The following is a 15,269-nucleotide window of genomic DNA, read 5'->3' on the forward strand; positions in this document are numbered from 1 at the left end:
GGTCAGATGGGCGGCGGGTCGAAGTCGCCGTCGAGGTGGCGGCGCTCCAGGGCGACCACGGCGTCCGGGTGGTCCAGCCCGAGCGTCCGGGCGTAGGCGGCCCTGGTCTCCTCGAACAACTGCTCGGCCTGGTCCAGCTCGCCGATCTCGAGAAGGTCGGCGGCCAGGTTCGCCGCGCACGCCAGCGCCATCGGGTGGGAGTCGCCGAGGATGCCGCGGATCCGGCGCAGCGTCCCCGCCCCGAGCCGACAGGCCGCCTCGAAGTCGCCCAGCGCCGCCAGGTCGCTGGCGAGGTTGCCGGCCACCGTCAGCGAGTAGTGGTGGTCGCGGCCGAGCTTGGCCTCCAGCCCCACCAGCGCCTTCTCGTTGAGCTCGCGGGCGCCCTTGGCATCCCCGCAGACCCGGCGCAGCAGCGCGAGGTTGCCCGCGCAGCCGTGGGTGAACGGATGCTCGCCGCCGTATGCCTTGGGGTAGCGGCGCGCGGTGTCGGCGGCCAGCTCGATCGCCTCCTCCAGCCTGCCCACCGTCCGTTCGACGTTGGACAGGCTGATCGCGGCGGCCAGCGTGTCGGGGTGGTCGAGCCCGAACAGCTTGACGTGCCGGGCGTGCACCTCCTCGGCCAGCGCGAGGGCCCGTTCGTAGTCGCCGATGCGCCGCCACGCGATGGACAGGTCCTTGGCCGTGCGCAGCGTCCAGGGGTGGTCGGCGCCCAGCTCCTCCACCCCGAAGGCGTGGGCGTCCTCGCCGAGGTCGCACGCCTCCGCGTAGTCGCCGCACAGCCGCACCGCCCGGGCCAGCCCCGTCCAGGCGTTGAGGAGGGTGGCGGTGCCGATGTTCTGCCCGCCGTCCAGGAGCCCCTCGTAGACCGCCTGATGCAGCTCGCGGGCCTTGACGTAGTCGCTGTTGAGGCCGTGGTCGAGGGCGAGGTTGTTCATCGCCCGCAGGGTCTCCGGGTCGCTCTCGGAGAAGACCTGCCGATGCCGGGCGAGCGAGTCCTCGTCGTGCTCGCGCGCCGCGACGAAGTCGCCGTGCGCCCGCAGGTCGGCCCCCAGCGAGTTGATCAGGCGCACGGTGTCCTGGTGCTGCGGGGCGCCCAGTTGCAGGGCGGCCTCCAGGGCGGCCTTGTCGACCTCGTACGCGGCGTTGTACTCGCCGAGCGCCCGCAGGATGTTGCCCAGGTGCCGGCGGGCGATGAGGATCTGGATGTCGTCCTGGTCGGCGTCGGACGTCCACTGGTCCAGCAGGAGGTTGACCATGAGGCGCGCGGACCCGTAGTCGCCGGACGCGTAGAGGTAGCGCACCATGTCGAGGGCGAAGGTGCGGACCTCGGGGTCGCGGCTCTCCCGCACGCCCGACGGCTCGATGTGGCCGACCAACTGCGTGTACTGGCCCCACTGCTGGGTGGCGTCGGGGTCCTTGGGGGCGAACTTGGCCAGCAGGAGGTGCACCTCTCCCCTGATCCGCGACCGCTCGTCCTCGGGAAGCTCGTCGCGCAGCAGCGCCTGGATCAGCCGGTGCACCTGGATCGTGCGGCCGGGCCGGTCGACGCGGACCAGCGCGTAGCGGCCCAGCTCGCCGATCGCGCGGCTCAGTCGGATGGTGTCGCCGAACAGGGGCGCGATCTTCTCGCCGAGACCCGGGCGGTATTTGAAGACGTCGCGCGGGATCGGCTCGGGCCCGAAGAAGGCGCAGCACCGCAGCAGCTCCACGGCCTCGGGCATCCGGTCGGCGAGGCTGGACACCGACAGGCCCCACGCGGCCGTCATCGGCGCCGGGTACTCGGTGGGCTTGCCCTCGGACAGCAGTTGGCTGGTGTGCTCGCGGAGCAGCTTCAGGTACTCCTCGACCGACATGCCGGTCTCCGCCTGGAGGGCCCCCGCCTGCTCCAGGGCCAGCGGCAGGTCGCCCAGTTCGTCGGCCAGCCGGTCGGCGTCGGCCTCGCTGATGGCCCGCGGCACCCGCTTGCCCAGGAACTGCACGCTCTCCGCCCGGGAGAACACGTCCACGGCGACGGTCTCGACCACGCCCTCCCAGCGGTGGTTGCGGGAGGTGATCAGGACGTGGCCGGGCCCCTGCGGCACCACGTCGGTGATGTCCTCGGGCTCCTCGGCGTTGTCGAAGATGAGCAGCCAGCGCGCGTAGGGCTCGCCCCGGCGCAGCGACTCCAGCACGGCCTCGGCGGCCTCCTCGGTGCCGGTGGTGGACGCGGGCGGCAGGTCGAGGTGCGGCGCCAGGCCCGCCAGCGTCGAACGCACCAGGACGGGCTGGTCGGCGGGGATCCACCACACGAGGTCGTAGTCGGACCTGAACCGGTAGGCGTACTCCACGGCCATCTGGGTCTTGCCCACGCCGCCGAGACCGTGCAGGGCGTGCGGCACCACGGCGGTCACCTGGCCGGTGATGCCGGCCCGCAGTCGGGTGAGCAGTTCCTCCCGGCCGGTGAAATTCTTGTTGCGCGGAGGGATCTTGCCCCAGACCTTGGGATAGGGATCCGACGGCCGGCCGGCCCGGGCCGAATGCATCGACGTCATCCCACCACCTCCGTAGCGCATCGGCCGCCTCGCTCCAGGCCGATCGTCTCGTCATCCTAAACCGGTGGGGCGGGATAACCCATCACACGTGACCTGGATTGACCGACCGTTCTTCGGTAGAATCTTCGATCGCCCCGGCCGCCATTTATGGACTGTCCATCGCGCCCATTCCGGGCCGCCGCAACAAAGGGTGAGAAAACCGTGCATGGCCGTGCCGGACAATCTCTGGCAGCATGAAACGAAAGGCCCCCGCGCGCGGTCGACCCGGTCGCGCCCCGCCGGGCCGATCCCCGCTGGGAGGGAAGATGCAGCGCCAAACGACGGTATCGGACGAGGCCATCGTCGACGTTTCCGGGCTGACGCTGGCCGAACTCGACGAACTGCCCGCCCTGCACCCCTTGTGGGAGACGCTCCGCGAGGCCCTGAGCGCCCCGGTGGACGCCGCGGCGGGCTTCGACAGCAATCTGACCCCGCCCTTCGTGGGGTGAGCGCGCGGACGCCCCGCCGCGACGGGGCGTCCGGTCCGGCTCGCGCACGCCGCTTTCCAGGGTAGAGATCCGACGGCCGGCACCCGGAGATCGCCGAATGAGCCCCGATCCGATGACGCATCGTGGAATCCCGAGCCCCTATGTCGGATCCCGCCCCTATCACGACGCCGATCGGTCGTTGTTCTTCGGCCGCGACGACGAGTCGAGCGCACTGGCCGACCTCTGGCGCGGTCATCGGCTGACGGTGGTGCACGGTCGGCCGGGCTCCGGCAAGACCTCGCTGCTCCGGTCGGGCGTCCTCCCCCTCGTGCGGGGGCCGGCGCACCGCGTCCTGCCGGTGGGCCGCACCGTGCTGCGGTCGACGTTCCCCATGGCCGCGCTCCCGGAGCAGGACCCGCACACGTTCGCGCTGCTGTCGTCGTGGTCGCCGGACGCCTCGCCGATCCGGCTCTCCGGGCTCTCCGTCGGCGCGTTCCTGCGCCGTGGGGAGTGCGCCCCCAGGTTCGGCGCGCCCCGGACGACCCTGGCCGCGGTCGACCAGGCCGAGCAGGTCTTCCGGGGGCCGCCGGACCGCGCCCCGGCGCGCGAACGGTTCCTCGCCGAGATGTTCGCGGCGCTCGCGGAGTCGCCCGCCACCCGCCTGCTCATCGTCGTGCGCGACGAGCGGCTGGCCGAGATCCTCACGGCCGCCGAGCGGTTCGTCGGCGGCTCCATCGCCCGGTTCGAGGTGGGCCCGCTGCGCCGCGCCGCAGCGATCGAGGCGGTGGTCGGCCCCCTCCGCGGCACCGGGCGCGCCCTCGGCCCCGGGGCCGCCGAACGACTCGTGGACGAGCTGCGCGACGGGCCCGACGCCGTCGACCCCCCGCTCCTCCAGATGGCGTGCCGGGGGCTCTGGGAGGCCGACGCGGCCGACCCCCGCATCGCGCCGACCCGGCCGGGGCCGGAGATCGATCGGGCCCTGGCGGCCTCGTGCGCGCGGACCCTCGCGGGCCTCGCCGCCGACCACGGCGTGGGGCGCGGCGCCCTGGAGAGCTGGCTGCGCGCCGCCTCGGCCCCGGGCGGCAGCGCCCGCGAGATCCCCACGGCCGTGGCCCGCGCGATGGAGGACCTGCACCTCATCAAAGCCCGCGACGGCAGGGGCGCGCCCCGCTACGAGCTGCGACACCCCCGGCTCGCCGCGCCGGTCCGGCGGCTGCCGCGCGGACGGTGGCCGTCCCCGAGCCCCGACCCGTCGGCGCGATTGGAGACCGCCGCGACCGCCCTGTCGGACGGCGACCACGGCCTCGCCCGATGGCACGCCGAGCAGGCCGCCCGGCTGTGCCGCGAGGGCGACCTGCGGCTGCTCGCGCAGATCGAGTCGTTCCTGGGCGACGTCGCCCACCGGCAGGGCCTGCCCGTCGCCGCGACCGCGCACTACCGGGCGGCCGCCCATCTGTATGGGGCGCTGCCCGACTCGGCGGCCGTGGCCTGGGCGCTGACGGCCGTCGGCCGCCTCAAGCTCGCCGAGCACGACCGGGCCGTCGAGGCCGTCGAGGAGCTGTGGGCCGGGGCGGGTCGGGCGCCCAACGACCCGACCGTGCAGACGGTGCTGGGCCAGGCGCTCTACGACGCGGGCCGGCCCCAGGCCGCGCTCGCCGTGCTGGGCACCGTGCTGCACCGGCACGGTGACACCCCCGAGGCGCTCCGCGCCCGGGGCGAGATCCTCGCCGACCTCGGCGACTCGGCCGCCGCGCTGCGCGACCTCGACCGACTCGACCGACTCGACCCGCGCGACCCGTGGGGAGCCCCGTCGGTACGGGCGGCCCGGGCGCTGGCGCTGGCCTCCGAGGGGCGGCTCGACGCCGCCCAGCGCGAGCTGCGCGAGATGGCGATGGGCGACGGCGACAGCGGGCCGCTGCTGTGGCGGGTCGCGCGGGTCCAGGAGCTGAGCGGCGATCATGACGCGGCGGCCCGACTGGCCGTCCGGGCGCTGGCCGCCTCCGGCCCGCCGTTGGCACCGCACGCGCGGCGGGCGGCCACCGACCTGGTCAACGCGACCGGGATACCGTCGGCGGCCCGCGCGACCGACCCGGCGGTACGACATTCCGGCGATTGAATAAATTCTGCGCCGTGCATCCGCTACATTTGGCCTGCCGCGCCGACACGGTCGGGTGGTGTGCGCTCGCCTTGGCCTGGGCGGGCGCATTCATTACGTCAGGTGGCTGCCTTCTCACTCAATTCTACTGAGCGGGACCATACTCGGGGAAGGGTTTCCCTTTTCCCGGTGCCGGGAGGACCGGCGCGACGGGCGGCGCCCGGTCATCACGGATTCCAGGGGGAGTACGGGCAGTTGCCAGGCGCTGACACCGAGAGGCTGCCCGAGGACGCCGCCTGGAAACGGACGCGTGATTTCACCCTGCTGTGGGGCGGGTCCGGGATCTCCCAGTTGGGGAATGTGGGCGCGGCGATCGCCGCGCCGCTGTTGGCGCTGTCGGTGACCGGCTCCCCGGTCCTGGCCGGCGCGGTCGCCGCTGCGGGGACCCTGCCCAGCCTGCTGCTGCACCTGCCCGCCGGCATGATCGTGGACCGGTTCGACCGGCGTCTGCTGATGCTGACCTGCCAGGGGCTGCGCTGCGCGGTGGCGCTGGCGCTCACCTGCGGGCTGCTGGTGCTGAGCGCCCCCTGGCCGCTGCTCATCGCGGCGGCCGCCGCCGACGGGGCGCTCGCCGCGGTCTACAACCTGGCCGAGGTCACCGTCATCGGGCGCCTGGTGCCGGACGGCCAATTGGTCGCGGCGATGGCCAGGAACGAGGCCAGACACCATACGGCCCTCCTTCTCGGCCGGCCGTTGGGCGGGTTCCTGTTCGATCTGGGCCGCGTGGTGCCGTTCGCGGTCAACGCGGTCCTCGCCCTTCTGGCCGCTCTCAGTATAGGCGCGATAAAGGCCGAAAACATCCGTTCCGCCGAACCCTCGGACGCACCGGGGGCGGGCGGCGGGTTCGCCGAATGCATGGCCCTGCTGTGGCGCGACGTCTTCCTCCGCCGGGTGCTGGTGATCTGCGCGATCACCAACTTCGCCTTTCAGACGATCTTCCTGTTGCTCATGGTCCAGGCCGATCGACAGATCGCCTCCAACGCCATGATCGGCGTCCTTTTCGCCGCCTCCGGACTGGGCGGATTGCTGGGCTCGCTGGCCGCCCGCCGGTTCCTGCCCGGCAGGCAGCCCCGGGCGGTGGTGCTGCTGTGCGTGTGGGGTTGGGCCGCCATGACCGGCGTGGTGGCGCTGCTCGACCGTCCGCTGACCGGACTGGCGGCCTGGGCCGGGATCAGCTTCATCGGCGCCCACATGAACGTGGCCCTGACCACCTACCGGGCGGCGCGGATCCCCGACGACCTCCTCGCCAGGATGGCGAGCGTCAACACCTTCGTGACCCGGGGGGCGGTGCCGCTCGGCGCGCTGTTCGCCGGCTATCTGCTGTCCACGGTGCCGAGCACCAGGTTCGCCGCGGTCATGGTCGCGGCCATCACGCTCGTCGTCGCCGTGACGTACACGCTCCGCGGGCGGTGGGTGCGACGCGCGGTACGGCGCGCCCGGCGGTCGATCCGCCGCGAGCCCGCCGCGCCGATGCTCGACCCGGAAATTCAGGCCGGAACGAAATCACGTTTTCGTGCGGCTGAAAATATGTCGCACCAACGGTGAACAGGGCACTCACGCCTCCGCACTCCCCCGGTAAGGCCCGCCGATTCCCGCGCTCGCCGTTCGATCGACGCCACCACGTACGATGACCTGCCAGGGAGGCGGCGGGAGGCGATCCACCCCCTCCGGAAGGAGGTGACACGGCGTTGATCCGGTCGCTCGGAGTGGAAGAACGGCGACGTCTGGTCGAGGCCCTGTGGCGTCTCGAGGGAATGCGCAGCCGCGAGAACCGAGAACTGTACCTCTCCCTGCTGGAGACCGATCTCGGTCATCCACTGGCCGTCAAACGCGATGACCACGATCTGTGGGACGTGTGGCATTTGGTCCACGCCTGCCTGCTCTACCCTGGTGCGATCCGACTGCTGTTGCGGGTCGTCGAGCATTTCCACCGGGGAAGCCTGCCGATGATCGAGATCACCGACCTGGTCGAGGAACTGCTCCCGGAGCCGTTGCTGCTGCTCCCGGAGCGCCGCGACCTGCACCGGCTGCTCGCCCGGCCGGAGGTCGGCGACGCCTGCGACCCGGCGACGGTGCGCGCCCTGTACGGCCGTGCCGTGGGGCCGGTCGGGCCCGTCCTGGAGCGCGACGCGGGTGATCTGCGCCAGGTCCTCGGCCAGTTGGAGGACTCGACGGTGCGGATGGACGGCGTTCCGCCGCTGCTGGTCTTCGTGGCGGACCTCGGCGCCCACGTCCGCGGGGCCGCCGCCCGCGACCTGCGGGAGTGGGCCGGTCGGGTCGCCGACCGGCTCGGACTGGCCCGGCCCGCCCTGACCGGCGTCCGTCCGACCGCGGAGCTCCTGCGGGTGTCCCCTCCGTGCGCGTACCTCGTCATCCAGTTGCGGCCGGACCCCGTCGACGGCGACCGCTACCTGCCGTCCGCCTGGCTGCAGCACGAGGGCGAGCCGGGCGCGATGCTGCACTGCGACGACGAGGACCCGCTGCCGTTGAGCCGGCTCCCCCGGCTGATCGAGGAGCTGCTCACCGAGACCCCGGAGGTCGTCCATCGGGCCGCGGAGGAGCTGACCATCGAGTTCCTGCTGCCCAGGGACCTGCTGGCGATCCCGCTCGACCAGTACCGGATCACCGTGGGCGGGCTGGAGCGTCGGCTGGGCATCGAGCACCCCGTCGTGGTCCGCAGCCTCGACCGGCTGCACACCCGGGTGCTCCACCACAACTGGCGTCGCAAGTGGCGGTGGCTGACCGGCCGGCCCGGCGACGCCACGGTGCACTGGAGGGGCCGCCGGGGCGAGCTGAACGGCGAGCACCTCTACACCAGCCTGCTGATCGAGCAGTCCTCGGTGTGCATGGCCATGGCGTTCCCCCCGGCGCGGACGTCCCACGACGGGGCCGTCGACGAGCTGTGGATCGGCGTGCAGGCCGGGGTGCCCGTGATCGTCTGGTGCCGTGAGCCGCGCGACCCCGACCGCTTCGCCGCCGAGTTCGAGCCGCTGCTGGCCCGGGGCATGCTCACGCTGCCCGAGGCCGTCCTGGAGCTGCGCCGCCGGGCCCTGCGCGAGAACGACCCCGACGGCGACCATCTCGGGCTGCGGCTCACGCTGCTGTTCGACGACGCCGACCGGATCCCCGAGCCGTACGACCGGTTGGGCGCGCCGGCCTGAGCGGCCGGCGGGAGGAGGCACGAGCGATGAGCGCACCGGGAGAGGGGCACGACGACTGGCTCGTCTATCGGGGCGCCGGCGCCCCGCACGACGGGATGGCCCGGCTGCCCGAGCCGCCGCCGTGGCGGCGCTTCGACGGCGTCGAGGGCGACCGGTCGGCGGGTGTGCGGGAGCGGGCGATGACCTACCGGGCCGACCCGCAGGTGATCACCATGGTGAACGTCGCGCTGCACCTGCGCCGCCCGCTGCTGGTCACCGGGAAGCCCGGCACCGGCAAGTCGACGCTGGCCCACAACGTCGCCTACGAGCTGGGCCTCGACCCGGTGCTGCACTGGTCGATCACCAGCCGGGCGCGGCTGGAGGACGGGCTGTACAAGTACGACGCGATCGGCCGGCTGCACGAGACCAGCCTGCGCCGCGAGTCGATGGGCGACCCCCCCGGCGCGCCGGACATCGGCAGGTACATCCACCTCGGGCCGCTGGGCACCGCGCTGCTGCCCCGCGAACGGCCCCGGGTGCTGCTGATCGACGAGCTGGACAAGAGCGACATCGACCTGCCCAACGACCTGCTCAACGTGTTCGAGGAGGGCACGTTCGCCATCCCGGAGCTGGAGCGGCTGCCCGAGGACCAGTCGACGGTGCACGTGATGACCGCCGACGCCGGGCCCCGGGTGCCGGTCGACCGGGGCCGGGTGCGCTGCACCGCCTTCCCGGTGGTGATCATCACCAGCAACGGCGAGCGCGACTTCCCGCCGGCCTTCCTGCGCCGCTGCGTCCGGCTGACGATCGAGCCGCCGGGCTCGGAGCAGTTGGCCGACATCGTCGAGGCGCACCTCGGTCCGGAGGCCCGGGAGTCCAGCGCGGAGATCATCCGGATGTTCCTGGAACGCCGCCGGCGCGGCGGCGACCTGGCGACCGACCAGTTGCTGAACGCCCTCTACCTGGCCACCTCCGGCTCCCGGCCGCCGGACCGGACGCTGCCCGAGCTGATCGAGTCGATCCTGCATCCGCTCGACGCCGCCGGCTCGGGATGATCGACCGGCTGGTCGAGGCGCTGCGCGGGCTCGCCCCGCCGGTGACCGCCGACGAGCTGGCCGACGCCCTGTGGCTGGCGCGCCTGCTGCCCCCCGGCGCGGACGCCGCGGGGGACGTCGAGACGCCGGGGGCCCCTCCCGTCGAGCAGGACCCGCCGGAGGGGGCCGCCCCGCCGGACGTCCCCGAGGCCGACCGGGAGGCCCCGCCCGGGGCCGCGTGGCCGGGGCCGGCGCAGCCGCAGGCCGGTCTGCGGCCGGCCCCGCCGGGGTCGGCGGGGCCGGACCTGGTTCGCAGCCCCGCGATGCCCGCGATCCCGCGGGCCCTGCAGTTGGGCCGTGCCCTGCGGCCGCTCAGGGTCGGCGCCGCGTCCCGGACGCGATGGCTCCTGCACGAGCAGGAGACCGCGCAGCGGATCGCCGAGACCGGGGTCTGGCAGCCGGAGATGCGCCCGGAGGTGGAGCGCCGGCTGGACATGGCGCTGGTCGTGGACGACAGCGTGTCCATGGTGGTCTGGCAGCGGACGGTCGCCGAGTTCCAGGCCGTTCTGGAACGGCTCGCCGCGTTCCGCGACGTCCGCGTGTGGCGGGTCGACACCGACGACGACCGCCTGGTGCTGCGCACCGGCACCGCGCCGGGACACGGTTCCGGGCACAGCCCGAACGAGTTGATCGACCCCACCCGCCGCCGTCTGGTCCTGGTCGTCAGCGACTGCATCGGTCGGGCCTGGCGGGACGGCCGGGCGGCCGGGCTGCTCGAACGCTGGGGCGCCGCCGGACCGGTGGCCATCGTGCAGCCGCTGCCGCAACGGCTGTGGTGGCGCTGCGCCGCCGCCGTGGAGCCGGTGCGGATCACCGCCGCGCGGGCCGGGCAGCCCAACGACCGGCTGGAGGTGCGCCCGAGGGCGGGCGGCCGACGCCCCGAGGGGATCGCCGTCCCGGTCATGGAGTTGGAACCGCGCTGGCTGCGGCCCTGGGCGGAGTTGGTCGGCGGCCGCGCGCGGCGCATCGACGGCATGGCGCTGTTCACCGGGCATCCTACGGCCGACCCTCCGCTGGACGGCGGCGACGACGCCCTGACGCCCATGGACCGGGTCGTGCGGTTCCGGGCGGCGGCGTCGCCCACCGCGTACCGGCTGGCCTGCTACCTCGCCGCCGCGCCGCTGCGGATCCCGGTGATGCGGCTGGTCCAGCAGGCGATGCTCCCCGGCTCGCGGCCGGCGCACCTGGCGGAGGTGTTCCTCGGGAACCTGCTGCGCAAGGCGGAGGCGGCCGACGACCCGGACGACGTCCGGTACGAGTTCCACGACGGCGTCCGCGACATCCTGCTCAGCGGTCTGCACCGCAGCGAGGCGATGCGGGTGCTGCGGGAGGTGTGGGAGGTGCTCCGGGCGCGCCGAGGTTCGACCCTCGACTTCCCCGCCCTGCTCAGCGCCCTCGAGGACGGGCCCGACCCCTCCCTGGATCCGCCGTTCGCGCAGGTCGCGGCACGGGTGCTGGCGCGGATGGGCGGCCGGTACGCGGTGGTCGCCGAGCGGCTGGCGGAGACGTCCGGGCCGGGCGTCGGGTGGCCGGGGCCGGAGCCGGGCGATCCGGCCGCCTCCGGGCCGTCCGCCGTCGATCCGGGGTCCGGTCCACCCGCCGCTCCGGTGACGCCGCCGATCGTCGGGCCGGTCGTCGGCGGGGGGCTGCCCGCCCGCAACCCCGACTTCACCGGCCGCGACGGGCTGTTGGCGGCCACCCGCGAGCGGCTGGCCGACGCGGTCACCGCGCTGCTCCCCCAGGCCCGGCACGGGCTGGGCGGGGAGGGCAAGTCGCAGTCGGCCGTCGAGTACGCCTACCGGTACGCCGGCGACTACGACCTCGTCTGGTGGATCTCCGCCGAGCAGATCACCCTGGCCCGGTCGTCCCTCGCCGGGCTCGCCAGGCATCTCGGCACCCCGCTCAGCGACGACATCAACCGGACCGTCCACCACGTCCTGCAGGCGCTGCGGTCCGGTCGCCGCCACCGGCGGTGGCTGCTGATCTACGACAACGCCACCGATCCGGACGAGCTGATCCCGCTCATGCCGGTCGTCCCCGGCCCAGAGGGGCGGCTGGCCACGCCGCTGCGGACCGGCCACGTGCTCGTCACCTCGCGGGACCGCCGGTGGGCGGACCGGTCGGCCGCCGCGGAGGTCCCGGTGTTCGAGCGATGGGAGAGCGTCGCGCTGCTGCGCCGGCGGGTGCCGGGGCTGCCGGTGGACCAGGCCGACCGGATCGCCGACCGGATGGCCGACCTGCCGTTGGCCGTCGAGCAGGCCGCGGCCTGGCACGCCGAGACCGGCCGGACGACCGACGAGTACCTGCGGCTGCTGGACCGCCACCTCGCCGAGGGGCCGGCGCACGACCTCCCCGAGGACTATCCGGCGCCGCTGGCCGCCACGCTGGGCCTGGCGTTCGAACGGCTGCTGGAGGAGACCCCGGAGGCCGGACGGCTGCTGGAGCTGTGGGCGTTCTTCGGTCCCGAACCGGTGCCGCTCGACCTGCTGTCGGCGGGCGCCGGGGCGCGGCTGCCGGCGGCGCTGCGGGACCTGCTGGCCGACCCCCGGCGGCTGCGTCGGGCGATGGTCGACATCGGCCGGTACGCGCTCGGCCGGTTCGACGCGGGCGCCGCGAGCCTTCAGGTGCACCGGCTGGTGCGGGCGATGCTGCAGACCCGGCTGGGCGGCGACGCCGACGGCCGGATCCGTGACCGCGTGCATCGGATCCTGGCCGCCGCCAACCCGGTGGAGCCGCCCGACGACGAGGGCACCTGGGAGCGCCGCGCCCAGCTCGCGCCGCACGTCGTCCCGGCCGGGGTCATCGACGGGGCCAGCACCGCGATCCGCGAGGTGGCCCTCGACCAGATGCGCTACCTGTACCTGCACGGCGACTTCGAGGGCGCCCGGATGCTCGGCGAGATCGCGCTGGAGCGGTGGCGGGCGGACCTCGGGCCGGACGACGAGCTGGCGCTGCGGGCGGGCCGGCAGCTCGGCAACGTGCTGCGCGCCCTCGGCGACGTGGCCGCCGCCGCCCGGCTGAACGCGGAGATCTTCGACCGCACCACCGAGCGCTACGGCCGCGACCACGTCAACGCGATGCTGATCGCCAACAGCGTGGGGGCCGACCTGCGGCTGCGGGGTCGCTTCACCGAGGCCCTGGATCTGGACACCGACACCATGCGGCGGATGGTCCGGATGTTCGGCAAGGACCACGTGCAGACCCTGTGGGTGGCCAACAACGTGGGCATCGACCTGCGGCTGCTGGGCCGTTTCGAGGCGGCGTACGACATCGACGCCGACGCGTTGGGGCGGTTGCGCAGACAGTTGGGGAGCGGGCATCGCAGCTCCCTGCTGGCGATGAACCAGCTCGCCCGCGACCTGCACGGACTGGGCAGGTACGCCGAGGCGGTGAGCCTTCAGCGGGAGGCGCTGGAGCGGATGCAGGGCACGTTGGGGCCCGACCACGTCTTCGTCCTGCACGCCGAGATGAGCCACGCCGGGGCGCTGCGCAAGCTGGGGATGCACGACGAGGCGCGGCGGCTGGCCGAGGACACCCTGCGCCTGCACGTGCGGCGGTTCGGCGAGGACCACCCGGACGCCCTGGCCGCCCGCCGCGCCCTCTCCCTGGCCTGCGCCGTCACCGGTGACGCCGAGCGGGCCCGACGGCTCGGGGAGTCCGCCCTGACCGGCTACCGCAGGATCATGGGGAACGACCATCCGTTCGTCCACGCCTGCGCCGCCGACGTCGCGCTCACGCTGCGGGCGCTGGGCGGCCACGAGGCGGCCCACGTCGTGGACGACACCTCCCTGCGGGCGCTCGGCCGGCTCCTGGGCGCCGATCACTACTACACGCTGTGCTGCTCGGTCGGCCTGATCCACGACCTGTTCCACACGGGCCGTCTGGAGGCCGCGCGGAGCCGTTCGCGGGACACGCTCGCCCGCTTCCGGGCGCGGTACGGCCCGGACCACGTCTACACGCTGGCCTGCGCCCACAATCATCGGGTGATCGGCGCGGCCCTCGGCGTCGACGACGACCCGGACACGCTGCCGGACCTGCGCCGTTCGCTGGGGGCGGGGCACCCGGACGTCCGGCGGGCGGCGGCGGGCGGGCTGATCGAGTGCGACAGCGAGCCGATCCCCCTGTGAGCGGGCTCAGCGGACGGCGGGTGTCAGCCAGCGGGCGAGGTCGAGGGGGTCGGGACGGCTGCCGCGCAGCTCACCGATGCGGTGGTGAACGGCCGCCACGACCTCGGGGAACGCCGTGAGGGCGGGGATCGCGGCGCCGCCCCGGCGGGCCGCGATGGCGAGCCCGGCCCAGTCCTCGGCGGACCCGGGATCGTCCGCGAGCCGGGCGCGGTATCTGTCGGCGGCCTCCGCGCCGTGCCCGGCGACCAGCGCGACGTCGGCGTCGCCGCGGGTCGCGCGCACCCGGGCGAACTCGTCCGGATGCCGAAGCCGCAGGTGCCGCAGCCCGGTGCGGGTGTTGCGGGTGCCCGGCTCGCGGTCGGAGGCCGTCAGCTCCGGCCGCCGCAGCGGCGGGGCCGGGGTGCCGCCGGGCCAGGCGAGGGCGATCTGGTCCACGTCGGCGGGATCGGGCCGCAGATGCCGCACCCGCCAGGTGAGGGCGTGGTCGGCGGCGGTGTCCTCGGCGTGGGCGCCGGCCTCGGCGGCGACCGTCGTGTCCGTCCACGCCTCCAGCGACGCGCGCATCCCCGCGACGAACCGCTCGCCGTTGGCGGTGAGCCGGCCCGACCCCTCGATGCGGCCGATGGCGTGGCGGGTCTGGTCGCGCCACAGGACGAACGCGTACTGGGCGAACGTCCGGTCGTCGCCGGTCATGACCCGCTGCTGCCGTCCCCAGAAGTCGGTGACCCCGAGGTAGGCGTAGGCGCCGTGCAGCAGGCCCCCCAGGGGCCGGGGATCGTCCCGCCACGGCGCGTAGAAGCGCTCCCCGTCGTCGGGCGCGTGCAACGGCAGCAGGTCGAGGAGGGCGCACAGCTTGACGTGCTGGAACTCGTGGACGAGCGACTCCGCCAGCAGGAGCGGGTCGCCGGGCGGCGTGATCGCGACCGCGCCGGGGGCGTCCGCGCTGGTGGCGCTGAGCTCCCGCCGTCCGCGGTGGGCGGCCAGCGGCACCAGCGCGGTCAACCCGACGGCGATCGCCTCGGCCCGATGGGGGTGGTGGTCGGCAAGGATGTCCCAGGCCGCGTCCGTGGTGCGGCGCCAGTCCCGGAGGGACTCCTCGGCGAGCCGGGGCGCGGGCCCGAGGCCGTGGTTGTCCCGGAACGGGTCGATGTCGTCGAGGTAGACGCCGAGCGCCCGACCCCCCGCGATGGCGTCCAAGCGCCGCAGCCCCCACCAGCCGGGGCCGTCGGCGTGCGGGTCGGCGGGCAGGACGACGGTGCGGTGATCGGAGGCGACCTCGACCCCTCGGGCGGTGGACCTGACGGCGGCGACGCCGTCGAACCCCGGCGGCCCCACCTCCGCACAGCCCAGGGTGGGCAGGACCACCGTGCCGCCGCGCACCCGCACGGCGACGTCGAGGCTCATGCCCGCCCGGATCGCCGCCGCCGCGGCGACGGCGCCCAGGTGCGCCAGGTCGTCCCCGCCCGTGGCGCCCTCCGTGGCGTGCAGTCGTCGCAGGCAGGCCGACACCCAGGCCGCCACGTGCGGGTACAGCAGGAGGTCGGCGACGGTCTGCGGGGCCCGGCGCTGCGCCTCCGCCAGCAGCTCGATCCCGTCCGGGCGCGGGGGGCCGGTCACGTCCAGCAGCGCGCGCAGCCTCAGCAGCAGCTTGCTGAGCTCGGCGCCGCGCAGCAGTCGGATCGTCGCCGGGCCGCCGAGACCGGCGGCGAGGGCGTCGAAGTGGGCGACGGGCAGACGGTGCCTCCGCATCGCGGC

General features: G+C 74.5%; 8 protein-coding genes. 6 read left to right on the plus strand and 2 right to left on the minus strand.

Annotation, left to right across the window (positions count from 1 at the left end; translation table 11 throughout):
* Positions 1–2: 2 nt before the first annotated feature.
* Positions 3–2,531, minus strand: a complete 2,529-nt coding sequence (fxsT, locus tag DFJ69_RS04250; RefSeq protein ID WP_116021271.1) for an FxSxx-COOH system tetratricopeptide repeat protein — start codon at positions 2,529–2,531, stop codon at positions 3–5.
* Between the two features lie 305 nt (positions 2,532–2,836).
* Here fxsT (DFJ69_RS04250) and DFJ69_RS04255 point away from each other — a divergent pair, with 305 nt between their 5' ends.
* From DFJ69_RS04255 to fxsT (DFJ69_RS04280), 6 genes are all read left to right on the plus strand, one after another.
* Entirely contained in the window at positions 2,837–3,019 is a 183-nt protein-coding gene (locus DFJ69_RS04255) for a hypothetical protein (RefSeq protein WP_116021272.1), read from the plus strand.
* Positions 3,020–3,131: 112 nt separating this feature from the next.
* Complete coding sequence (locus DFJ69_RS04260; RefSeq protein WP_147312197.1) at positions 3,132–5,114, plus strand: nSTAND1 domain-containing NTPase; 1,983 nt, start codon at positions 3,132–3,134, stop codon at positions 5,112–5,114.
* Positions 5,115–5,348: 234 nt separating this feature from the next.
* A complete protein-coding gene (locus DFJ69_RS04265) occupies positions 5,349–6,698 on the plus strand; it encodes an MFS transporter (RefSeq protein ID WP_170177531.1) in 1,350 nt (449 codons plus the stop codon).
* A gap of 143 nt (positions 6,699–6,841) precedes the next feature.
* Entirely contained in the window at positions 6,842–8,314 is a 1,473-nt protein-coding gene (locus DFJ69_RS04270; RefSeq protein WP_147312198.1) for a VMAP-C domain-containing protein, read from the plus strand.
* Positions 8,315–8,340: 26 nt separating this feature from the next.
* A complete protein-coding gene (locus DFJ69_RS04275) occupies positions 8,341–9,348 on the plus strand; it encodes an AAA family ATPase (protein ID WP_116021276.1) in 1,008 nt (335 codons plus the stop codon).
* A complete protein-coding gene (gene fxsT, locus DFJ69_RS04280; RefSeq protein WP_116021277.1) occupies positions 9,345–13,514 on the plus strand; it encodes an FxSxx-COOH system tetratricopeptide repeat protein in 4,170 nt (1,389 codons plus the stop codon). The genes DFJ69_RS04275 and fxsT (DFJ69_RS04280) overlap by 4 nt, the downstream gene beginning before the upstream one ends.
* A 6-nt stretch (positions 13,515–13,520) precedes the next feature.
* Here fxsT (DFJ69_RS04280) and DFJ69_RS04285 read toward each other — a convergent pair whose 3' ends face one another.
* On the minus strand, positions 13,521–15,263 hold the full coding sequence (locus tag DFJ69_RS04285) for an HEXXH motif domain-containing protein (RefSeq protein ID WP_116021278.1): 1,743 nt from the start codon (positions 15,261–15,263) through the stop codon (positions 13,521–13,523).
* Positions 15,264–15,269: the final 6 nt, after the last annotated feature.

The sequence above is a fragment of the Thermomonospora umbrina genome (assembly GCF_003386555.1).
GTDB classification, from domain to species: domain Bacteria; phylum Actinomycetota; class Actinomycetes; order Streptosporangiales; family Streptosporangiaceae; genus Thermomonospora; species Thermomonospora umbrina.